Source organism: Streptomyces doebereineriae (genome assembly GCF_031845645.1).
GTDB classification, from domain to species: Bacteria; Actinomycetota; Actinomycetes; order Streptomycetales; family Streptomycetaceae; genus Streptomyces; species Streptomyces canus.
Genome location: NZ_JAVREZ010000020.1, coordinates 34,356 through 57,460, shown reverse-complemented (window position 1 = coordinate 57,460; position 23,105 = coordinate 34,356). Strand labels below are relative to the sequence as shown.

The following is a 23,105-nucleotide window of genomic DNA, read 5'->3' as shown; positions in this document are numbered from 1 at the left end:
CCTGTATGTCGTTTTGGCTTTCTAAGTTCGCCCAGAATCCCCCCACGCCGCAATAAACCCGTGAACTTGTCTTTGCTTTGGCAAGAAAACAACAGGAGTGCCATGACGACGGTCCAGAAGAGGCGTGCACGCGCGCGTGGAGGGGAGCTGGACGAGTGCCTGCGCGCCTGCGCGGCGCACAGCGGCAAGGTCGTCGGCAGTGTCGACCGGCGCCGCGTCGAACTCGGCGAACAGCTGCGCAAGCTGCTCGTCGCGTGGGGGACGACCGCCACCGCGGCCCCGGCGACGCCCGCCCCCTCCGGTGCGACGGCCCTGCTCAAGCGGGCCGTCAAGGGCGCCCCGAGCCCCTCCGCCGGCATCCCCGCCGAACTGCTCGACGCCTTGCTCGCCGTCGCCAACAAGGCCCTGGAGTGCGGTTACGACGACGAGCTGAACCTCGCTCTGATCATCAGCGACACCGTCCTCGCCCAGCGCAAGAACTCCCGCGCCGGCTGGCGGCTGCGCGCCCGGCTCCTGGAGGCGCTCGGTGAGGAGGCCGAGGCCCTTGAGGCCTACGAGCGCTATCTCGCCCTCACCGACGACGACGGCTTCGGCGTCCGCGCCCGGATCGCGGGCCTGCGCATCGCGGGAGAGAAGGAGCGCGAGCTCCTCGACCTCCTGAAGCGCCAGGTCCCCGGCGCCCGCGCGTTCGCCGCCCGCCCCGCCACCGACGTATGGGCCGAGGGCCTCGCCGCGCATGCCGTCGGCGACTGGACCGAGGCCGAGCCCCGGCTCGTGGGAGCGCTCCTAGCGCTGACCGACGAGAGCGCCCCCGTGCAGGAACGCCAGGAACTGCTCAGCCAGTACCTCGACCTGCGCTCCACCGAGGACACCGACCTCACCGCGCTCACCCAGGCCGTCGCGCTCTACGCCGAGCAGCGCCGCAACCGCATGCGCGGTCCGGTCACCGACCCGACCGTGGGCGGCGTGCAGTGGATCACCCTGGGCGAGTTCCGCAACCGGATCGCCGGCAAGTCGATCTGCCTGATCGCCAACTCCGGTCGGGTGGGCGCCGGTTCCATGGGCGCCGAGATCGACGCGTACGACCTCGTCGTCCGCTTCAACTCCTACCGGATCGACCCGAGGCACACCGGCAGCAGGACCGACATCCACGCCACGATCCACAAGCACGGCTTCAACTGGGACCAGCAGGTCACCACCCGGCTCGTCTTCGGCGGGGTCTCCGGCGACTGGAAGTACTCGCTGCGCAACCGCCTGGTGCCCGGCGCCCAGACCTACCTGGGCGACGAGTCGCTGCGCTGGCCCGTGCGCAACATCGGCAAGGTCTCCACCGACGTCTGGTCCGGCATCCCGACCACCGGCTTCAACATGCTCTACCTGCTGGACTTCCTCGACGTCAGCCCGAAGCTCGACCTGATCGGCTTCGACTTCTACGAGAGCGGTGCCTACCGCGTCCAGGAAGCGATGAAGCTCGCCATCACCTCCGTGCACGAGTACACCAGCGAGAAGGCATGGGTCATGGAGCGTGCTCAGAGCGTGACCGACATGAGGATATCCCTGCGATGACCATCAACTCCCTTGCCGGGACCGCCGCCCCCCTGGCCCCGGTGACCGACGCCCACGCGCTCACCGGCAAGCGCAGAATCGCCTTCGCCAGCTTCGTCGACGAGAACTACCTGCCCGGCTTCCTCGTCCTGCTGCGCAGCCTCGCCCTGTCGAACCCCGGCGTGTGCGAGGACTTCGTCGTCCTCTACGACGACCTGCGCCCCGGCTCGATCGCCCAAATCCGCGCACTGCACCCGCGGATCGTCCTCAAGCGGGTCGACGCCGACCGCTACGACTCGTACAAGAAGGGCGACCAGGACAACTACCTGGTCCGCAAGGCGTACTTCATCCTGGACGTCTTCAGGATCCGCGAGTACGACACCGTCATCACGCTCGACACCGACATGGTCGTCCTCGGCGACCTGAGCGAACTCCTCCAGCTGCGCGAGGGGTTGGCGGCCGTCCCGCAGTTCTTCTACGGGCAGCACAAGCTCAACTCCGGTCTGCTGGTCATCCAGCGCGAGTACCTGAGCGACGCGTTCTGCGCCCGGCTCGACACATGCGGCCGCTCCGGCGACTACGAGCTCGACAAGCACGACCAGGGCATCCTCAACGCCGTCCTGGACGGCGACTTCGTGCGCCTCGACGCGCGCTACAACTTCGTCAAGCGGCGCCTCTCGGGCGACCTGCCCGTCCCCGACGACACCGCGATCCTGCACTTCACCGGCCGCCACAAGCCCTGGCAGGGCGGCGAGAGCGGCTACAGCCGGGCCGAGGACCGCTGGCGCGAGTTCGAGCTGTCCGACGCCGAATTCCAGTCCGCGTACCTGGAGTCCGCCGGCGCACTGCACCACGACCTGATCGTGCACTACGGCACCCCGCACGTGGCCCGCACCGGGGACGTCGAGGCCGCCCGCAAGGTGGCCGCCGCGCACATCGCCTCCGGTGACTACCAGGACGCCGTCGACATCCTCTCCGGCGTCCGCATCCCCCTCGACGAGGCCTGGCCGCACGAGGTCCTCGGCCACGCCCTGATGAGCGTCTCCCGCTACGAGGAGGCGAAGACACAGCTCCTCCTGGCCGCCGCCGCCCCCAACCGGGCCGCCACCGCCTACGCCCGCCTCGCCCAGATGGCCTGGGTGCACGGCGACCACACCGAGGCCCTGACGTACGCCACGTCCGGCATGTCCGTCGACCCGACGCACCGCCCCAGCCGTCTGTGGGCGCAGCGCGCGGCCGCCGTACCGGCACAGGAACTCGGCGCCCCCGAGGACCAGTTGTCCCATGTCGCCTTCTACATGGACCGCCAGGGCAACGCCGGCGACAAGCTCCTCCCGGAGAGCGTCCGCTCCGCCTTCGGCCCGGACACCACCTCCCGCCGCTGGCACTCCGTGCACGCCCACCGTCTCTTCGACGAGGCCGCCCTCCAGCGCGTCAACCGCCGCCGGGGCCTGGTCATCGGCGGCGGCGGGCTGTTCATCCCGGACACCATGCCCAACGGCAACAGCGCCTGGCAGTGGAACGTCCCGGACGAGCTGCTCAAGCGCATCGACGTCCCCATCGCGGTCTTCGCCGTCGGCTTCAACGCCTTCGACGGCCAGTCCTACCGAGCCAACCGCTTCCGGGACTCGCTGCGCCTGCTCGTCGAGCAGTCCTCCTTCTTCGGTCTGCGCAACCACGGCTCGATCGAGAAGGTCCGGGCCATGGTCCCGGCTCAGCTGCACGACAAGATCCGCTTCCAGCCCTGTCCGACGACCGTGGCCCGACAGCTGGTCCCCGGCTGGCAGGACGCGGCCAAGCGCGACGACACGATCCTCATCAACGCCGCCTACGACCGCGCGGGCCTGCGCTTCGGCCACGACTACGGCTACTTCCTGGCCCAGATGGCCCAGGCCGTACGGGACCTGGGCAAGCTGGCCGAGGTGCAGTGCGTGGCGCACTCCCTCGACGACGAGAAGATCGTCTTCGACCTGCGCCGCGAGCACGGCATCTCGATGCCGGTCATCCCGATGTACGACTTCGAGAACAAGGAGATCCTCGACCTCTACGCCCGCACCAAGCTGGTCATCGGCATGCGCGGCCACGCGGGAATGATCCCCTTCGGCGTCGGCACCCCGATCATCAGCCTGATCTCGCACCCGAAGATGGCGTACTTCCTGCGGGACATCGAGCGGCCCGAGTGGGGCGTCTCGGTCCACGACCGCCACCTCGCCGCCCGTCTGGTGGAGCGCTCGACGGAACTGCTCGCCGACCACGACAGGACGGTCGCCGACGTCCACGGCCGTCAGCAGGAGCTGTGGAAGGTCACCGAGGCGAACGCGGCCGACCTCCGGGTCATCCTGGGCGGCTGACCATGACGAGCACCCTGGCCGGCGGCGCCACCGTCGCCCGGCCCCGTACCACCGGCCGCCGCTCACCCCAGTGGTGGGCGGCGGCCGCCCTGCCGTCCGCGGTGGCCGTGGTGTACACGGCCCTCACCCGCGGCCTGACGGGCGACCTCCACTACGTCCTCGCCGCCCTGCGCACCGGCCGCGCGGCCGGCTACTCGCCGTCGGAGGTCTTCACCCACCGCCCGTACTTCTACCGGTGGTTCGTCGCGCTCCTGGACCGGCTCGCCTTCTTCGGGGGCACGGCGGTGCGCGAGGCGACGATGAACGTGGCCGGGGTCCTCCTGGCCATCGCCGCCGGCTACGCGCTCCACGCGGCGCTGGTCCGCCGCCTGGGCGCCCGCGAGGCCGCCGTGACGGCCGGCGCCACAGGACTGGCCCTGGCGCTCGCGCCCCGCAACGACTTCCTCCAGCCGGAGTGGGCGGCCGTCGTCCTCACGGTGTTCGGGGCGGCCGCCGCGCTCGGCCTCCGGCGGCCCTGGCCGGCCGCACTGCTCGCCGCGCTGCCCTTCGGCCTCGCGGTGATGATGAAGTACTCCACCGCCGCGACCGCCGCGATCGGCGTACTCCTCGTCTACGCGGTCGACCGGGGCCGGGCGGTACGCGTCGCGGTGCTCGGTGTGCCCGCCGCACTGGCCCTGTTCGGCGTCAGCGTCCTCGCCGGCAGCCACGAGTGGCAGTGGACCGAGGACATGCCGCAGATCAACCAGTCGGCACTGAGCCGCACCGGCATCCGGCCGCACTTCATCCTCGACCGTTCCCTGGACTTCCTCGCCGACCGCGCCGTGACCAGTCCGGTCCTGCTGCTCCTGCCGGGCGCGCTGCTGCTGGTCCTGACCCGGGTCCGGGGCCGCCTGCGGCGGGCCGAACTCCTGGCGGTCGCCGCGCTCATCGGCCTCGCCGCGCAGGCGGTCGTGGTTGTCCAGGGCAACTGGTTCCTCTACCACGGGGCCCAGATGCCGGTCGTCGCCGCGGTGGTCTGGGGCGTCGCGGTCGCAGGAGCGCGCCGCTCGCCGCCGTGGTGCTTCGGGGCCGTGTCGCTGCTGTACGGCGTGGCGCCCGTGGTGTACGCGCAGTTGCCCAGGGGAGCGCAGCGGTCGTGGGAGGTGTGGGCGGCGGGGCTGGTCGCGCTGCTCGCGGCCGTGCTGGACGTGGTGCTGGAGAAACGGCTCCGGAACCGGTCCGCCGTCCTGGTCGCCCTGTCCGGCGTGGTGCTGCTGGCCGCGAGCATCTGGCCCGGCTCCCCGCACCTGGTGCAGTACGGCAAGGTCACCGTCACCGGCGCCGAGTACCTGCAGTCGCAGCGGCGGGCCGCCGAGGACGCCGACCGCATCCGTGCCGAGCTGCCCGCCGGAGCCCCGGTGCTGTACCTCGCCTTCGGTGAGACGGCGTACGACGTCGGGCACCCGGCCCGGTGCCGCTACCCGATCGCCACGTTCCTCCAGCGCACCCGCTATCTGCCGGACGTGGCCGAGCTGAAGTCGTTCAAGGAGAACGCCGACTGCGTCGACCACGACCCGGCTCCGTACGCCGTCCTGGAGCGGCCCTGGTTCCAGCCGGGCCGCGTGGACCCGGAGCTGTGGCGCCGGGTCACCGCGGTGTACGACTGCCCGCGCGGCGAGGAGGGCGAGCGGCTGGTGCTGTGCGTCAGGCGCTGAGCCCCAGGGACCTGGTGACCTTGCGGGCCATGGCCACCGAGTAGCTCTGGCCCCGGTCCTGCGGGTGGATCTGGGCCATCGTGGCCAGCGTGACCCGGCTCATGGGTGTCTCGTGGGCCGGGATCAGCGCGCGGTACTCCGGAGTCACCACCGGCTGGGCGAACCCGGCCTTCGAGAAGTGCCAGTCCTTGATCCAGGACTTCTCGAAGGCCGGGTTGATCCGCTTCAGATACGGCACGAACGCGTCGAGCAGTTCACTCGGTTCGGTGGTGAAGCGCCAGTCCTCGCGCTCCACGTAGTTGCCGACGTAGAGGATGTGCCGCCCGCCGTAGACGGCCGGGTCGATCATCTTGGTGTGCTCGACGACCGCGAGGAAGGGGAAGTCGGGCTCATTGATGTTGAGCCAGTAGTACGGGATCGCGCTGCGGTCCAGTTCCAGGACGAAGCAGGTGGCGCCCAGGTACTGGTTCTTCCACACCGTGTCGTCGGCCGGCAGGCCCGCGGCCTTCGCGAAGGCCGGCTGCGGGGTCGTGACGATCAGGTGGTCGAACTCGTAGGCGGAACCGTCCGCGCAGCGCACCGACACCAGGTCGCCGTCCTGCCGTATCGTCCGGGCCGCCTTGCCGAACTCCACCTTGCCGCCGCGCTCCTCGATGCCGTCCCGCAGCGCCGCGTAGACCCGCTCGAACCCGCCGTCCACATAGCCGAGTTCAAAGGTCCGGCAGTGGATCCGGGCCCACAGCCAGGCCATCGACACCTGTTCGGCGCGGTCGCCGAACTTGCCGGTCAGCAGGGGCTCCCAGACGGCCGCGGTGGCCTTCTTCCCGGCCCACTTGCGCAGCCAGGCCAGCGCGGTGAGGTCGTTGTAGCGGTCCCCCTTGCGCACCGCCTTGAGCACCGCCGAGGAGCCGGCGAAGCGCACCGCGTCGACCGGGCCGAACCCCGGGAAACGCACCATGTCGAACGGCGTGGTGAAGTCGATCAGCCTGCCACCCCGGTAGATACCGGTCGTCGGCCTGTGGAAGCGCAGCGCGTCCCCGAGCCCCAGCTCCGCGATCAGGGCGATCATCGCCTTGTCGCTGCGGAAGATGTGGTGGTAGTAGCGCTCCAGGGGAACCCCGCCGACCTCCAACGAGGCCGCCAGGCCGCCGAGTTGGTCCGCCGCCTCCAGGATGGTGACCTGGTGGCCGGCGCGTACGGCGTCCCAGGCGGCCGTCAGGCCGGTGGCGCCCGCGCCGATAATGCCGAGGTTCATGCGAAGCTCCATTTTCTGTTGAGCACGAACTGGAGCGCCAGGACCAGCGGCAGTGAACCCGCCTTGACCAGGTTGGCGTCGATCCCCAGACCGTCGGTGAAGGCGAGGAACAGCAGGTTCGTCAGGGCGATGCCGGTCAGCCCGACGGCGTAGAAACGCAGGAAGCGGACGACGAGCCGGTCGCGGCGCTGGAAGGTGAACCGCGCGTTCAGGGCGAAGTTGTTGGCGATGCCGAGCGTGGTGCTCAGCGCGTTGGCGAGCTGCTCGTTCATCCCGGTGAGGTTGTGCAGCAGCAGGAAGACGACCAGGTCGAGGGCGACGCCGCTGCCGCCGATGAGGGCGTAGCGCACGAGCTGTCCCGTCACCCGGGGCGGGGCGGGCGTGGGGGCGGTCTCAGTGGTCACCGTCACCGCCGACGACCTCGCGCACCAGATACAGCGGCCGGCCCTGCGCCTCGCTGTAGATGCGACCTATGTAGGCGCCGATGACCCCCAGCGAGAGCATCTGCGTGCCGCCCAGGAACAGCACGACGCACATCAGCATCGTCCAGCCGGAGACGGTGATCTCGGGCCGGAAGAACTTCATGGCCAGCGCGTAGAGGATGCCGAGCAGTGACAGCGCGAGCACCACGAAGCCGAGCCGGGTGATCATCTTCAGCGGGGCGGTGGAGAAGCTGGTCACGCCGTCGATCGCGAGGCGGGCCATCTTGCGCAGCGGGTACTTGGTCTCGCCCGCGAACCGTTCGTCGCGGTCGAAGGCCACCTCGGTCTGCCGGTAGCCCATCGAGGCGACGATGCCGCGCACGAACCGGCTGCGCTCGCGGTACCTGCGCAGCTCCTCGGCGACCCGCCGGTCCAGGAGCCGGAAGTCCCCCGTGTCCAGCGGGATGTCCACGTCGGTGGAGGAGCGCAGGACGCGGTAGTACAGGTGCGCGGTGGCCCGCTTGAACGCGCTGTCCTGCCGGGAGCGCCGGCGCGCGTGCACGATCTCGGCCCCCTCGCGCCAGGCGTCGACCAGCTCCAGGCTGACCTTCGGCGGGTCCTGGAGGTCGGTGTCCATCACGATCACCGCGTCGCCCCGGGCGAGGTCGAGCCCGGCGGTGATGGCGAGCTGGTGCCCGAAGTTGCGCGCGAAGTCGACGACCCGGACCCGTCCGTCCCGCTCCGCGAGGCCCTTGAGCAGCTCCAGGGACCCGTCCGTGGAGCCGTCGTTGACGTACACCAGCTCGAAGTCCAGCTCGGGGCGGCTGTCGAGGGCCGCGGTGAGCTCGGTGTGGAAGGCGGTGATGCCGTCCCGTTCGTTGTAGACGGGGAGGACGTAGGAGATCAGCGGCCGCCCCCGCTCCGGCTCCGGCTCCACGGTGACGAGCGTGACGGGAGCCGGAGCGGCAGACGGCGGACGTATGTCCTGTTGGGTCATGTTGCGGGAAGTTATGGAGCTCCTGTGAACCGCGGCCGAACAACCCGCGTCGGACAGGCGTCCTCCCCCTTTCTCTTCGGCTTTTTTCCGCGATTTCGGGTTCCGGTGTCAGTCGCGGGGGAGGAACAACAGATTCCGCGTCTTGGGCGGCCGCGGCGCGGAGGACGGAACGAGTTCACCGTCGAGTTCGGCGATCCAGTGGGAGTCGTAGCCGAGCGGGTCGAATTCCGCGAGAAGCGGGTCCAGCGGGGCGCCGGCGAGCGCCTCCAGCAATACGGCGGGCCGGTCGCGTTTCAGAACCTGCCGGGCGCCTTCCAGGACCGACATCTCGTGACCCTCCACGTCGATCTTGATCAGGTCCAGTTTCGTGTCGGCGAACTCCTCGTCGAGGGCCACCAGGCGAATGCGCTTGAGCTGGGCGTCGTCGGTGGAGTGCTCCAGGGTGGAGCCCGTCGACAGCAGGTTTCCCGAGAAGCGGACGCTGATCTCCGCCCAGCCCGCCGCGCTGGACACACCGGCCTGGTGGAGCCTGACGTTCTGGACGCCGTTCGACCGGACGTTCACCGAGAGCCGGGCGTGGATCTGGTCCACCGGTTCGAAGGAGTGCACCGTCGCCTGCGGACGGGAGAGTGCGGCGATCATCGAGAAGTAGCCGACGTGCGCGCCGACATCGGCGATCGTCGTGCTCTTCGCGGCGAGCCGGGCCCAGGTGGCGAGGCTGCCGGGCTCGTAGCCGAACCGCCCGTTCCAGAGGGTGTCGAGGGCGACGGCGTCGTCGTTCACACAGAACATGACGAACGGCGGACAGTACGGGGAGTCGATCTCGGCGTAGCCCCGGTAGGGGTGCTTCTTGCGGTGGACGCGGATGATGTCGCCGGTCGGGACCGGCCTGACGGATGGTGCGTGGGCCAGCATGCGGGCATTGGCTTCATCGAGCCGGTGGATACGCATCCGGCGATGGTAGGGCCAGGTCAGACGGGCTGACCTGGCCTTTCCCCCGGCGTCATGTTCCATCCGCACCGCGTTCACTCACGGTTCGTTCAGCGCTTCACGGCCTTCTTCAGCGCCCGGGCCCGCCGCACCACCCGGCGCGCGGTGGAGCTGCGCGGCAGGAACGACAGGCGCTCGGGGATCCCGCCGGGCAGGCCCAGCGAGGTGAGCCGCTTGCGCTTGAAGTAGCGCTGGGTGCGCGGCTTGTAGTGCTTCGAGAGGTACCGCTCCGCCGCCGGCCGCAGACTCGGATGGATCTGCGGCTGCATGGTGAATCCGACCGCGGTGACCAGGGCGTTCAGATCCCCGGCCGGGATCGCGTCCTCACTCCCGCGCCCCTCCAGGTCCGCGAGCACCGCGTCGGCCAGCACCACCGGGACCCGGTTGCTGTTCTGGTACGGCGTCAGCCGCTCAAGCAGCAGCTCGGTGCCGATGCGGGCGGTCGGCAGGTCGTAGAGGGCGGAGGCGGTGAACAGCGCGGTGGAGAAGCAGCCGACGACCAGTGCGGGCCGTGCCTTCTCGAACAGCACCTCGGCGAGCACCGGGGTGTCCAGGACGGTGAGGTCCACGCCGAGCTTCTCGGCCTCGGCCTCCAGGGCGCGGCTGAAGCGGGCCGGCGCGCTGGGGTGCGGCTTGAAGACGATCGAGCGGTGTCCCTTGGCGACCGCGCCCTTCAGCATCCGTACGTGCAGGTTCTCCTCCTCGACGGGGGAGAGGATGTCCAGCGCGGAGAGGTACTGGCCGAGCAGCAGCGCCGCGTTGTCCTGCAGCGACGGCAACTCCTCCACGGTGTCGGTCAGTTCGCCCATCGCCTTCAGGAAGGCGGACGTAGGCACCACGACCGGCGGTACGCCGAACTCGGTCAGCAGCATCGGCGTGAGGCCCGCGATCAGGTCCAGGTGGAGCAGCCGCCGCACGCGCGTGCCGACCAGCGGGTCGAGCTTGTTGCGGGTGGGGCCGTAACTCATCAGGCCGTCGGCGTAGACGTCGACCGGGGCGCCGGTGAAGATCTGGGCGACGGTGAGGGCGGGGGCGACCTGGAGGGACTCCAGGACCAGTTCGACACGGTCCTCGCCGAGGCCCCACAGCAGCCGCAGATAGCGCTCGAAGAGGGGGATGTCGTCCGGGCGGGGGGTCCAGGAGCCCGGGTGGAAGGGGCGGATGGCCTCGTTCCAGGAGAGCACCTCGTCGAAGTGGTCGCGCAGCGGCGCGAAGCCGGGCATCGCGTCCAGCGGCAGCGAGGTCTCCGGCGTCGCGGTGTTGTTGAACACCAGCAGCACCCGGCGCTCCGCCTCCTCGAAGAGGTCGGAGTCGATCGCGGCGGCCAGGGTGACCGCGCCGTACAGCGTGGAGGCGCAGAAGATCTGCGTGGTGCGGGGGGTACGGGGGGACATCACGCGGCCGCCTTCGCTGTGGTGATCCGCCGCCGCAGCCGCCGCAGCTTGGCGGAGCGGCGCAGGTCCATGGTGTCGAGTACATCGCCGAGCGCGTCCTGAGGCATCCGCTGTATGGCCGCCGCGCTCATCGCCCGCAGCTGCTTGGCCACGGACGGCTCCCACTTGGACTCGTCGGAGAGATGGTGGGCGATGATCGCGCAGTAGGTGCGCACCGCCTTGGGCAGCAGCTTGTCGGCGTCCCGGTCCGCCGCCGTCTCCTCGACGACCTGGTCGAAGGCGCGGATGAAGTCGAGCTGGCGGGCGTCGCCGATCTGGGTGAGGGAGGAGGCCACCCCGCGCCGGTAGAACACGCCCAGCAGACTCACCACGGCGAACGACTCGGCCTCGCGGTGCAGCTTCCAGATCCACGGCCGGTCCTCGGCCGTGCGCAGCCCGTCGGTGAAGTGCAGCAGGCCCTTGTCCAGCAGGCGACGGTGGTAGGCGCCGGCCCACGCGTACGCGTAGTCGACGGAGGTCGACCGGTCGGCGGGCAGGATAGCCTCCCGCGGGTTCAGCACCTCGCCCCGCCGCCCGATCGGGACCCGGTGCACGGTGCGGGAGCGCGCGACGGCCTGCACATGGTCGGTCCGGACGAAGTCACAGCCCAACTCCTCGATGGCGGTGACCAGTTCCGTGAGGTAGCCCGGCGCGAGCCAGTCGTCGCCGTCCAGGAAGGTCAGGTACTCGCCCCGCGCCGCGTCCAGGCCGGTGTTGCGCGCGGTGGCGAGCCCTCCGTTCGTCTCGTGGTGGAGGACCTGCACCTGGGCGACGTCCGAGAGCTCCTCGGCCGCACGGTCGAGAATCGCCGGAGTTTCGTCCTTTGATTTGTCGTTCACCAGCACGAACTCGAAATCTCGCCGCGCATTCATGCGAAGACTTCGGAGGGTGTCCGGGGCGTATTGCTGCACGTTGTAGAACGGCACGATGACGGAGAGCTTTGGCACCCGAGAAACGCTAGAAGGCGGTCCGGCAGCGGAACTTTCGGACAGGGAGACTGTGGGTGAACTCAATGTGTCGGAATGGTGCATCCCGTGTACTTCCCGGTCTTCGGCGGGCCAGTTCGGCTCTCGGTGGGCTTTTGTTAACTTCTCGTTGATTCGCGGTTGGGCAGGACCTAGAAATTGCTTCCTAGCGTCTTCGTTGTGCCGCCAAGTACAACGAAGTCCCTTCGAATCGCCGTCCTCGCGGACTCCGACACCCGCTGGAAATGGGGTGCGCTGACCGCCGACCGCATCGCTCCGGGTCCATCCATGGAAGCCGGGCCGCGAGGCGGGGCGCAAGTCGGCCTCGCGCTGGACGGATTCCTGCTCCGCGGCCGGGCCACACCTACCGCACGCCAGCTCGAAGAGGTCGGTGTGCGCGCGGACTCCCTGCGGGAGGTCACCGCCCTCGAGTTCCTGCGCGCCATGGCCCAGACGTCGTACGACATCGTCGTGCTGGCCCTGGTCGGCGGCGGCGTCCAGGCCATGCTGCACGGTCTGGCGCGGGTCTGGGACGGTCTGGAGAAGCGGCCCGTCGTCGTCACCGGCTATGTCGGCGTCGTCTACGAGAAGCTCGCCGACGGTCTGCTCCTGCGGCACGGAGCCGACCTGGTCCTCGCCAACTCCCGCCAGGACGCCGAGCGCTTCCGCGCGGTGTACGAGGGCGTCGGCGCGGATGCCTCCTCCGTGACCGAGGTGGCGCTGCCGTTCCTGGGCGGTGCGGCCTACGAAGGCGAACACGACCCGTACACCGTGGTGTTCGCGGTCCAGCCCTCCGTGCCCGACAACCGCAGGGACCGGGTGTACCTGCTGGAGCGGCTCGTGGGCCACGCCCGGCTGCACCCCGAGCGCGAGGTGCTGCTCAAGCTGCGCTCCAGGCCCGGCGAACACACCACACACATCGAGGAGTTGCCGTACCAGAAGCTGATCCAGCGGCTCGATCCACCGGCCAACTTCCGTCTGGTGTACGGAAACATGGGCGAGGTCCTCGACCGCACCGACCTGCTGGTCACCATCAGCTCCACGGCCGCCCTGGAGTCCCTGCACCGCAGGGTCCCGACCGCGGTCCTGACCGACCTCGGCGTCCGTGAGGTGCTCGGCAACCACCACTTCGTGGGCTCCGGCTGCCTCGCCTCCTGGGACCAACTGGACGCGGGCCACCGGCCGGTGCCCGACGAGGAGTGGGTGGCCCGCCAGGGAGTCGTACCGGACGGCTCGTACCCGCACGCCTTCGACGCGGCCCGTGAGCGCATCGCCAAGCTGCTGGCCTCGCCCGAACGGCCGCCGCTGACCCCGTACTACACACCCGTCACCGCCCCCGGCTACCTCCCCGGCATCCTCGCCCGCCACCACCTCGGCCCCGACGGCACACCGTTGCCCGGCGCCCCCGCCCACGACAAGGAGCCGGGCCCGGTGCGGCAGATCGTCCGCCGCGCGGCCCGGGGCGCCTACCGGCACGGGGTGCAGCGGGTGGCCCCGGTGATCCGGCGGATGGGGGAGCTGTGAACACCTTCCCAGGCCTCTCGCAAGGAGCAGACCCCATGTCCAACCCGCAAGCGGGCCAAGGCGCTTCGGTGCGCCGGGTGCTCGCGGTGATCCCCGCGCGCGGCGGCTCCAAGGGCGTGCCCGCGAAGAACCTCGCCCCGGTGGGCGGTGTGCCGCTGGTGGCACGGGCCGTACGCGAGTGCCTCGCCACCCGGCTGGTGACCGACGTCCTGGTCTCCACCGACGACCAGGCGATCGCCGCTGCCGCCCGCGAGGCCGGCGCCGAGGTCGTGCTGCGACCCGCGGCCATCGCCGGTGACACGGCGACCTCGGAGGCCGCCGTCCTGCACGCCCTGGACACCCACGAGGCCCTGCACGGCGCGGCCGTCGACGTCGTGGTGTTCGTGCAGTGCACCAGCCCCTTCATCGTCCGCGAGGACATCGACGGGGTCGCCGCCGCGATCGTCGAGGACGGCGCCGACACCGCCGTCACCGTGGCCCCCTTCCACGGCTTCGTCTGGCGGGACACCGAGTCCCCCCAGGAGGCGGCCGACGCGGCCACCGGCGGTGGCCACGGCGTCAACCACGACAAGTCCTACCGCCCCCGCCGCCAGGACCGCCCCCAGGACTTCCTGGAGACCGGCGCCGCCTACGCGATGGACGCGCCGGGCTTCCGCAAGCACCAGCACCGCTTCTTCGGCCGCACCGAACTCGTCCGCACGGACCCCGCGCGCGTGCTGGAGATCGACGACCCGCACGACCTCGCCCGCGCCCGCGCGCTGGCCCCGCTCTTCGACGCGGACCGCGCCGGCGCCCTGCCGTCCTTCGGCGACGTGGACGCGGTCGTACTGGACTTCGACGGCACCCAGACCGACGACCGGGTGCTGATCGACGCCGATGGAAAGGAGTTCGTCTCCGTGCACCGCGGAGACGGACTCGGCATCGCCGCCCTGCGCAGGTCGGGCCTGAAGATGCTGACCCTCTCCACGGAGCAGAACCCGGTCGTCGCCGCCCGCGCACGGAAGCTGAAGATCCCCGTGCTGCACGGCATCGACCGGAAGGACCTCGCACTGAAGCAGTGGTGCGAGGAGCAGGGCATCGCGCCCGAGCGCGTGCTCTACGTCGGCAACGACGTCAACGACCTCCCGTGCTTCGCCCTCGTGGGCTGGCCCGTGGCGGTCGCGAGCGCCCACGACGTGGTACGCGGCGCCGCCCGTGCGGTCACCACCGTCCCCGGTGGCGACGGCGCGATCCGAGAGATCGCCAGCTGGATCCTCGGCCCCTCTCTCGACTCCCTCGACAGTTAAGGAAAGTTCCCGCCATGTCTGTTAACTCCCGCCTCCGCACGTTCGGCACCGAGCGCATCGCCGGTCCCGGCCAGCCCGTCTACATCTGCGGCGAGATCGGCATCAACCACAACGGCGAGCTGGACAACGCCTTCAAGCTCATCGACGTGGCCGCCGAGGCCGGCTGCGACGCCGTCAAGTTCCAGAAGCGCACCCCCGAGATCTGCACCCCGCGCGACCAGTGGGACATCGAGCGCGACACCCCCTGGGGCCGGATGACCTACATCGACTACCGCCACCGCGTGGAGTTCGGCGAGGACGAGTACCGCCAGATCGACGAGTACTGCAAGAGCAAGAACATCGCCTGGTTCGCCTCCCCGTGGGACACCGAGGCCGTCACCTTCCTGGAGAAGTTCGACGTGCCGGCCCACAAGGTCGCCTCCGCCTCCCTCACGGACGACGAGCTGCTGAAGGCGCTGCGCGCCACGGGCCGCACGATCATCCTGTCCTCCGGCATGTCGACCCCGAAGCAGATCCGCCACGCCGTCGAGGTCCTCGGCTCGGAGAACATCCTTCTCTGCCACGCCACGTCGACCTACCCGGCGAAGGCCGAGGAGCTCAACCTGCGCGTGATCAACACCCTGCAGGAGGAGTACCCGAACGTCCCGATCGGCTACTCCGGCCACGAGACGGGCCTGCAGACCACCCTCGCGGCGGTCGCCCTCGGCGCCACCTTCGTCGAGCGCCACATCACCCTGGACCGCGCCATGTGGGGCTCCGACCAGGCCGCCTCCGTCGAGCCGCAGGGCCTGGTCCGCCTGGTCCGCGACATCCGCACCATCGAGGCCTCCCTCGGCGACGGCGTCAAGAAGGTCTACGACTCCGAGCTCGGCCCCATGAAGAAGCTGCGCCGCGTCTCAGGCGTCGTCGCCGAGGCGGAGATCGCGGCCGCCGCGGGCGAGCCGGTCTCGGTCTGACCCACCAGGTGTCGAGTCCTCAGGTGCCGGGTCCTCAGGTCCCGTCTGCCTGAGGACTCGGCGCGCCCCCTGCATACGAGCGCCGCATGAGCGCCTTACGACGGGACGGTCGTACGTCGATGAGCCCCCGCGCCGGGAACACCGGCCCCCACACTCTCGCGTTCGTCGAGAGCCCGGTCCAGCTGCTGAACGTGCTGGAGTGGGCGCACGGTCACGCGCCCGGCGCGGAGCTCACCCTCGTCGTGCTGTCCCCGACCGACCCCATGACCCGCGGCCAGCTGCGCCGGATGGCGGAACTCGCCCGCGAGGAGGGCCACGAGGTCCGCTGGGAGGAGGCGAGGGGCGGCCCCACGGCCCCCTTCCAGACCATCGGGGGCCTCGCGGGCATGCTCCGCAAGGCGGACCGCGTGGTCCTGGGCGACCCCTTCTCCCGCTATGTCCAGCTGCTCCTGACCATCACCCGGGCCACCGACCTGGTCGTGGTCGACGACGGCACGGCCACGATGGAGTTCGTGTCCCAACTGGCCCGCGGCGAACGCCTGGTGCGCTGGCACCGCAAGGGCGGCCGCCCGAGCCCCCGGGACCTGGCCTTCGCCCCGATCTCGGCGGCGGCCCGCAAGCGCCTGACGCCGGGGGCGGGCAGGGGAGTCGAGATATTCACCTCGATGCCGATGGAGGAGGCGCCGCCGGGAGTGACGATGTCGGTGAATTCCTTCGCCTGGACCCGCGGCCGCTTCGGCCCGCCGCGCATCACGAAGGGCGCGGACATGGTCGGCACCTCGCTGGTGGAGACCGGCGTGGTGGACGCCGACCGCTACCTGGAAGCGGTCACCCGCCTGGCCAAGACCCACGGCGCGACCCGCTACTTCGCCCACCGCCGCGAGTCCACGGACAAGCTCCACCGGCTGGCCGTGGAGACGGGGTTGGAGATCGTCCGCCCCGATCTCCCGCTGGAGCTGATCGCCCGCCGGGGCCCGATCGGCCGTACGATCCTCAGCTTCCCGTCCACCGTGGTGCACACGCTGCCCCTGGCGCTGGCCGGCACGGAGGTCCGCGTGGCGGTCTGCGACATCGACCCGGACTGGCTGACGGAGACGGCTTCGCCGCGGGCACAGGGTTTCCTGTCGGGGGTCACGGGGACGGCCCGGGATGTGCACCGGCTGTCGGCGGTGGCGACGGGCTGAACCTCAACTGCATCGTCTAGCATCGTCGTTCACTTGTGCGACGTTCGATGAGGGCTACGACGGGGGCGGCTGGAGTGAGTGCCGAGGCGTTGCGGCAGGGCAACCTGCGTGCGGTCGTGGGGGAGTTCCGGCGCAGCGAGGTGCTGGTGCCGGTCGTGGACGGTTCGTTGCTGTCGGCGGAGTCGGGCGGTATCCACTGGCTGTTCGCCTTCACGGACGAGGCGGCGTTGGAGCGTTTCGCCGAGGCGCGCGGGGAGCCTGTGCCGGAGCGAATACCGGTGTACGGGGCGCGGCTGCTGGACCAGGTGATCCCGAGGGTGGACGGTCCGGCCGGGATCGCGGTGGACGCGGGGAGCCCGACGGGTCTCGTACTGCCGCCGGTCACGGGGATCGTGCCGGACGCGGTGGCCGTGGACGCCCCCTCGAAGGAGTCGGCGGCATGAGCGACGGCTACCAGGTCGATCCGGAGGCGATGGAACGGATCACCCGCGGCATCAACCAGGCGATGGCCGAACTGAAGGAGTTCGGCTTCGACATCGAGGCGAACCTGGGGCGCGGCTTCGACGACCTGTCGATGACGGGCCTGGAGGTCGGCGACGACGGCCTCCAGCAGGTGTTCGGGGACTTCTGCGACCGCTGGGGCTGGGGCGTGCGTTCGCTGATGCAGGACGCGAACGAGTTCGCGGGCCGGCTGGGGCTGTCGGCGGGGATCTACCACGAGCAGGAGCAGTACGTCTCCGACACCTTGAAGTCGGTGTGGACGGCGGGCACGGGCAACCCGTACCTCTCCCCGGACGAGGTGAAGGAACGTTCCTGGTCGGAGACGCTGAAGGACAACCCGGTCTCCCAGGCGGCGAACGCCGACTACAGCGCGGAGTCCTTCACGTCCGGCCAGGACGAGGTGAAGGCGGCCTGGTCGCAGGCGGCGGAGGACGTGGAGACGTCGACGGTGACGCCGGACGCGTTCTTCGATCCCCGGACGGACTGGCAGTGGAGCGGTCCGCCCTCTTCGACTTCCGACGGGGAGGGTGAGGGCTGATGGGGTTCGGGGATCTGGTCGACGATTTCGGCGACGGCCTGGAGAGCGCGGCCGACGGCCTGAACAAGGGTGTCGGCGAGGCGGTCGGCTGGGGCGCGGACAAGACGGCGGGACTGCTGTCGGACGTGGGCGCGGACGGCGCGGCCGAGAAGGTCCGCGACCTCGGCGAGAGCGTGAACAACCGCCTGGGCGGCACGGTGGCCGAGCGCGCGCTGGGCGAGAGCGAGGAGCCGAAGGAACTGGTCCACGGCAGCGAGCCGGCATTGCGGGAACGGGCCGGGCATCTACGGAAGTTCGCGGCCGCCCTCGAGAACGTCGGCCAGGGCATGCGCTCCCTTGACCCGGGCGAGTGGCGGGGCCAGGCGGCGGACGCGTTCCGCGCGAAGTTCGACGTACAGCCGAAGCAGTGGCTGACGGCGGCGGACGCGTGCACGTCGGCGGCCACGGCTCTCGAGTCGTACGCGGACATGGTGGGGTGGGCGCAGCGGCGGGCGCAGGTGGCGATCGACACCTACCGCCGGGCGCAGGACGCCTCCCGGCGGGCGGCGGACGCGTACGACGAGCAGGTGTCGGCGTACAACCGGGCGGCCGAGCGATACAACGCGACGGCCGAGACGGGCGGCGACCCGGGCGTGAAGCCGACGCAGCCAGGCGATTTCGTCGACCCTGGGACGACAGGCCGCCAGGAGGCGCAGGAGATCCTGTCCCACGCCCGCAGCCAGCGCACCGAGGTGGCGCAGGACGCCCGCCGCAAGATAGCCACCGCCCTGGAATCGGCCCCGCCGAAACCGGAGTTCACCGACCGCCTGGGCGCGGGCGCGGCGGACCTGTTCGTCGGCACCCAGCTCAACTCGGTCCACGTCCTGGGCGGCCTCCTGCGCGGCGGCACGGACGTCCTGAAACTGGCCCGCACGGTGAATCCGCTGGACCCGTACAACCTGACCCACCCCGGAGAGTGGTCGAAGAACTCCCAGCTGCTGTTGGCGGGTCTGGTGGGGACGGCGGCCCACCCGGAGCGCCTGCCGATGTCGATCCTGGGGACGGGGTGGTCGAGCGATCCCGGGGACGCGATGGGTTATCTCGCGTCGAACCTGATCGGGGGGAAGGGCGCGGGGGGTGTGGGGCGTGCGGCTGCGCGGGATGCTCTGCGGGGGGTTGCCAAGGACGCCGCAACGGGCGCCGCACGCAGAAGCGTCGGCAAGGGGCTGCGGGACGTCGCCCGGGAACTGTGGTGCAAGACGTTGGGTGGTGATCCGATTGACATGGCCACCGGACGTATGTCCCTGCCGCAGACGGATGTGACCCTGCCCGCCCGGCTGCCACTGTTCTTCTCCCGCCAGTTCGAGTCGTCGTACCGGGCGGGCCGCTGGTTCGGTCCGTGCTGGACCTCGACGGCCGACCAGCGCCTGGAGATCGACGCCGAAGGTGTCGTCTTCGTCCGCGAGGACGGCTCCTTGCTGGCATATCCGCACCCGGCCCCCGGCGTCCCGACCCTGCCCCTGGCCGGCGAAAGCCACCCGCTGACGGTGGACGCCTACGGCGATTACACCGTCACCGACCCGGAAACCGGGCGCATCTGGGACTTCGCGGGCCCGGGCGGCGACGGTGACGGCATTGCCCTGCTGTCCCAGATCATCGACCGCTCGGGCCAGTGGCTGACTTTCGAGTACGACGACGAGGGCGCCCTGATCGAGATCGTGCACTCGGCCGGCTACCACCTGAAGATCACCACTGAGGGCGGCCGGATAACGGCCCTGCACCTGGCCTCGGCCGCAGACATCGAGCTGGTCCGCTTCGGTTATGACGCGGGGGACTACCTGTCGACGGTGACGAAGTCCTCCGGCCTGGCCACCTGCTTCACCAACGACACCCTCGGCCGTATCACCGCCTGGACGGATACGAACAGCTCGTCGTACCACTACGCCTACGACGACGAGGACCGCTGCACCGCGCAGGGCGGCGCGAAGGGACACCTGCGCTACACCTACACATACGGCGACCCCGACCCGATCTCCGGCAATCGGATCGTCACGGCGGTCGATTCTCTGGGGCACAGCACGCGATACGAGATCAACAGCGACCTGCAAGTGGCAGCGGTGACAGCCCCGGACGGCGCTACGACGTACACCACCTACGACCAGGCCAACCGCCCGCTCACCGTCACCGATCCGCTGGGCCGCACGCGCAGGTACACCTACGACGAGGTGGGCCGCACGGTTCTGGCCATCCGTCCCGACGGTCGCTACACCAGCATCGCCTACAACGACCAGGGCCTGCCTGTCACGGTGGCCGGTGCCGACGGCACGCATGTCACGCAACGGTTCGATGAGTACGGCAACTGCACTGCCGTGACGGACGCGTCCGGGGCCACCACCCACTTCGCCTACGACGACCGTGGCCACCTCGAATCTGTCACCAACGCTCTCGGGGAGGTCACACGGGTCCGCTGCAACGCCGGAGGCCTGACCCTGGAGATCACCGACCCGTTGGGCGCGGTGACACGCTACGAACGCGACGCCTTCGGCCGCCCGGTGACGATCACGGATCCGACCGGAGCGGTGACCCACCTGGAGTGGACGGTGGAGGGCCGCCTGACTCGCCGTACAGCCGCGGACGGCACAAGCGAATCGTGGACGTACGACGGCGAGGGCAACTGCACCACCCACACCGATGCCCTGGGCGCAGTCTCCCGCTATGAATACACCCACTTCGACTTGATGTCCGCCCGCACCGGCCCGGACGGCACCCGCTACACCTTCGACCACGACCCGGAACTACGCCTGACCAGGGTGACCAACCCGCAGGGTCTGACGTGGAATTACGAGTACGACTCAGTGGGCCGCCTGACGGCGGAGACCGACTTCGACGACCGGACGCTGACCTATGGATACGACACGATCGGCCAACTGATAGCCACAACCACCGCATCGGGCGAGACCGTTCACCTTGAGCGTGACCTTCTGGGCCAGGTGATCCGCAAGGAAGTGGCGGGAGCGGTCACGACGTTTGAGTACGATCCGCCGGGTGCCCTGATCCGGGCCACAGGACCGGACGCGGTGGTGACCGTGCAGAGGGACACCACGGGACGTGCGCTGGCCGAGACGGTCAATGGCCGCTCCCTCACATACGGTTACGACGAGTTGGGCCGCTGCATCAGCCGCACCACCCCCGTCGGCGCCACAAGCACCTGGACTTATGACGCGGCCGGCAACCGTACTGCCCTGGTGGCATCGGGCCGCACCCTCACCTTCACGCACGACGACGCAGGCCGTGAACTGTCCCGCAATGTGGCCGAGTCCCTGACCCTGACCCACGCTTTCGACTCCCTGGGGCGCCTGACGGAACAGGACGTCATCGCCCCGACTGGTCACCGCCTCCAGCACCGCGCCTACACCTACCGAGCGGATGGCAACCTGACGGCCGTCGACGACCATCTGAACGGTGCACGCCGCTTCGAGCTCGATGCGGTGGGCCGGGTCACCACGGTCCACGCGGCCAACTGGACAGAGACGTACGCCTACGACGAGGTGGGCAACCAGACACGGGCTGCCTGGCCGTCCACTCACCCGGGCCAAGGGGCGACGGGCGAGCGCTCTTACACCGGCACCCGCATCACCCGCGCGGGCAACGTCCGCTACGAATACGACGCAGCCGGCCGGATGAGCCTCCGCCAGAAGACCCGTTTGTCCCGCAGACCGGACACCTGGCATTACGAATGGGACGCAGAAAACCGCCTGACGTCGGTCACCACTCCGGATGGCACCCGCTGGCGGTACACCTACGACCCCCTGGGCCGCCGCACCGCAAAGCTCCGCCTTGCAAACGACGGTGAGACAGTCATCGAGCGCGTCGACTTCGTCTGGGACGGCACCACCTTGTGCGAGCAGACCACTACCTCGGCGTCCCTGCCCAACCCTGTCACGTTGACCTGGGACCACCAGGGCCTGCACCCGATCGCTCAAACCGAACGCATCAACGCGGCCGACGCGCCCCAGCAGGAGATCGACTCCCGCTTCTTCGCCATCGTCACCGACCTTGTCGGAACCCCTTTGGAACTGGTGGACGAACGCGGTGACATCGCGTGGCGCAAGCGCTCGACCTTGTGGGGCAAGACGGCCTGGCCCACCGACAGCAGCGCGTACACCCCTCTACGGTTTCCCGGGCAGTACTACGACCCCGAAACCAGCCTTCATTACAACTACTTCCGCCACTACGATCCTGAAACAGCCCGTTACGCCACCCCTGACCCCCTCGGTCTGGCCCCCGCTGACAACCCTGTCGCGTACGTCCACAACCCCCATATCTGGACCGATTCCCTCGGCCTCTCACCATATCGTGACCTGGGTTTGCGGGAAGATGCCATGAAGGCGATCAAGAAGCTTGAAAACATCAAGAAGGATCCACTCGGGGAGATAAATTCGCAGCCCAATCACAACCATTACAATGCGGCCAGGCGTGAAGCGCAAGGTGAGGTCGTGGCACGCAAGCCAGACGGTACGCCCTTCGATCACATTGCGGATTTGAAGGGCGCACGTAATGGACTGGACAATGTGAGGCTGGCTCTTGAGCGAGAGCTGGAGAAGCCGCCCGCAGGCATAACTGAACGTGGCATGGAAATCCTGCTCAAGAAACGCAAGGAAGCCATTGACGAGCTTGACCGGCTGAACGGCTTCCTGCACTCCATAGGTCATCGGTGAACGGGTAAAAGCAATGCGCAGGCAAATGGTGTGACCAGCGTTTGAAACTATGAAAGGATCCGACGATGTCGCAATCTATCGACCGTACCAAGTCCCTTGAACAACTGGACGGCGAACACTGGGGAGCCCCGCCTGCCGATGCGACGTCACTGGTCAGGACAGTCCACGAGTGGCGCCGACGACCTATCGGAACGCTGGAACCCGATGAGCTGGCACGTTTGATCGGCCAGAATGTCGGCTTGCCGTGGCTGCTCCCCCTGGCGGTGGAGATTCTTCGGGACGAAGCGCTTAAACAGCCTGCTGGTGGTTTTATCGACGGTGACTTGCTTTATGCGGTGGTCACGAGAAGTTCGGAGGTATGGACGGCTCATCCCGAGCTCGCGCGCCAGCTGAAAGGTGCCGTAACCTTGCTGACCGATCTGTCGACCTATGAGAAGCGCGAGGTTGAAGCGTTCCTGGCATCGCTTCCTGAGGGACTCTGAATTATGGTGGCAGCCCCGCGGTATCTCGGGGCGGCCGCGGGAATTTATTGCTCGGAAGGATGACGGGTAATGGCGCGGAAACCCCGCGAAGAATTGGTTCGCACGGTCCAGTTGCTCATTGACGCGGATCTCCCAGAGGAGAAGGAAGACCAAATCGTTGAGGGGTTGAAGTCGAGCGTCTTGCATCCAAGAATTACTGACCTGATCTATTGCAGCATCCCTAAACTGACAGCCGAAGAGGTGGTGGACAGGGCTCTGGCCTACCGTCCCATCGAGGTGTAGGCC

Annotated in this window: 17 protein-coding genes; 11 read left to right on the top strand and 6 right to left on the bottom strand. The window is 69.3% G+C overall.

The genetic code is table 11. The annotated features are described in order from the left end of the window. The first annotated feature begins 102 nt into the window (after positions 1-102). The 3 genes from RNB18_RS40290 to RNB18_RS40280 are packed head-to-tail and all read left to right on the top strand — an operon-like array spanning position 103 to position 5,590. Positions 103-1,566, top strand: coding sequence for a hypothetical protein (locus RNB18_RS40290; protein ID WP_311719077.1), 1,464 nt, complete (start codon positions 103-105; stop codon positions 1,564-1,566). Further along, on the top strand, positions 1,563-3,896 hold the full coding sequence (locus RNB18_RS40285) for a glycosyltransferase (protein ID WP_311719076.1): 2,334 nt from the start codon (positions 1,563-1,565) through the stop codon (positions 3,894-3,896). The genes RNB18_RS40290 and RNB18_RS40285 overlap by 4 nt, the downstream gene beginning before the upstream one ends. A 2-nt stretch (positions 3,897-3,898) precedes the next feature. After that, positions 3,899-5,590, top strand: coding sequence for a hypothetical protein (locus RNB18_RS40280; RefSeq protein WP_311719075.1), 1,692 nt, complete (start codon positions 3,899-3,901; stop codon positions 5,588-5,590). On the opposite strand, the gene RNB18_RS40275 is transcribed toward RNB18_RS40280, so the two are convergent. The 6 genes from RNB18_RS40275 to RNB18_RS40250 form a co-directional block, all read right to left on the bottom strand. Then, positions 5,580-6,845, bottom strand: a complete 1,266-nt coding sequence (locus tag RNB18_RS40275; protein ID WP_311719074.1) for an NAD(P)/FAD-dependent oxidoreductase — start codon at positions 6,843-6,845, stop codon at positions 5,580-5,582. The genes RNB18_RS40280 and RNB18_RS40275 overlap by 11 nt on opposite strands. After that, entirely contained in the window at positions 6,842-7,255 is a 414-nt protein-coding gene (locus RNB18_RS40270; RefSeq protein WP_311719073.1) for a GtrA family protein, read from the bottom strand. The genes RNB18_RS40275 and RNB18_RS40270 overlap by 4 nt, the downstream gene beginning before the upstream one ends. Continuing rightward, a complete protein-coding gene (locus tag RNB18_RS40265; protein ID WP_311719071.1) occupies positions 7,239-8,264 on the bottom strand; it encodes a glycosyltransferase family 2 protein in 1,026 nt (341 codons plus the stop codon). Before RNB18_RS40265 ends, RNB18_RS40270 begins: the two co-directional genes overlap by 17 nt. Positions 8,265-8,372: 108 nt before the next feature. Continuing rightward, the gene (locus RNB18_RS40260; RefSeq protein ID WP_311719070.1) at positions 8,373-9,215 is read right to left on the bottom strand and encodes an FkbM family methyltransferase; all 843 of its coding nucleotides are present in this window, start codon (positions 9,213-9,215) and stop codon (positions 8,373-8,375) included. Between the two features lie 89 nt (positions 9,216-9,304). After that, positions 9,305-10,648 (bottom strand): alpha-2,8-polysialyltransferase family protein, encoded by a 1,344-nt coding sequence (locus RNB18_RS40255; RefSeq protein ID WP_311719069.1) that lies wholly within the window; start codon positions 10,646-10,648, stop codon positions 9,305-9,307. Continuing rightward, the gene (locus RNB18_RS40250) at positions 10,648-11,634 is read right to left on the bottom strand and encodes a glycosyltransferase family 2 protein (protein ID WP_311719067.1); all 987 of its coding nucleotides are present in this window, start codon (positions 11,632-11,634) and stop codon (positions 10,648-10,650) included. The genes RNB18_RS40255 and RNB18_RS40250 overlap by 1 nt, the downstream gene beginning before the upstream one ends. Positions 11,635-11,832: 198 nt before the next feature. Here RNB18_RS40250 and RNB18_RS40245 point away from each other — a divergent pair, with 198 nt between their 5' ends. The 8 genes from RNB18_RS40245 (at position 11,833) to RNB18_RS40210 (ending at position 22,820) form a co-directional block, all read left to right on the top strand. Next, positions 11,833-13,176 carry a DUF6716 putative glycosyltransferase gene (locus RNB18_RS40245; protein ID WP_311719066.1) on the top strand — a complete coding sequence of 448 codons (1,344 nt, stop codon included), beginning with the start codon at positions 11,833-11,835 and terminating at the stop codon, positions 13,174-13,176. 35 nt (positions 13,177-13,211) lie between these two features. Continuing rightward, positions 13,212-14,462: an acylneuraminate cytidylyltransferase gene (locus RNB18_RS40240; protein ID WP_311719065.1), complete on the top strand. Its 1,251-nt coding sequence runs from the start codon at positions 13,212-13,214 to the stop codon at positions 14,460-14,462. 14 nt (positions 14,463-14,476) lie between these two features. Then, positions 14,477-15,418 carry an N-acetylneuraminate synthase family protein gene (locus RNB18_RS40235; RefSeq protein WP_311719064.1) on the top strand — a complete coding sequence of 314 codons (942 nt, stop codon included), beginning with the start codon at positions 14,477-14,479 and terminating at the stop codon, positions 15,416-15,418. Between the two features lie 119 nt (positions 15,419-15,537). Then, positions 15,538-16,602, top strand: coding sequence for a hypothetical protein (locus RNB18_RS40230; protein WP_311719177.1), 1,065 nt, complete (start codon positions 15,538-15,540; stop codon positions 16,600-16,602). Between the two features lie 74 nt (positions 16,603-16,676). Next, entirely contained in the window at positions 16,677-17,045 is a 369-nt protein-coding gene (locus tag RNB18_RS40225) for an SseB family protein (RefSeq protein WP_311719062.1), read from the top strand. Next, positions 17,042-17,641, top strand: coding sequence for a hypothetical protein (locus RNB18_RS40220; protein WP_311719060.1), 600 nt, complete (start codon positions 17,042-17,044; stop codon positions 17,639-17,641). The genes RNB18_RS40225 and RNB18_RS40220 overlap by 4 nt, the downstream gene beginning before the upstream one ends. Next, positions 17,641-22,338 carry a putative T7SS-secreted protein gene (locus RNB18_RS40215; RefSeq protein WP_311719059.1) on the top strand — a complete coding sequence of 1,566 codons (4,698 nt, stop codon included), beginning with the start codon at positions 17,641-17,643 and terminating at the stop codon, positions 22,336-22,338. The genes RNB18_RS40220 and RNB18_RS40215 overlap by 1 nt, the downstream gene beginning before the upstream one ends. A 65-nt stretch (positions 22,339-22,403) precedes the next feature. Further along, positions 22,404-22,820, top strand: a complete 417-nt coding sequence (locus RNB18_RS40210) for a contact-dependent growth inhibition system immunity protein (RefSeq protein ID WP_311719058.1) — start codon at positions 22,404-22,406, stop codon at positions 22,818-22,820. The last annotated feature ends 285 nt before the right edge of the window (positions 22,821-23,105 follow it).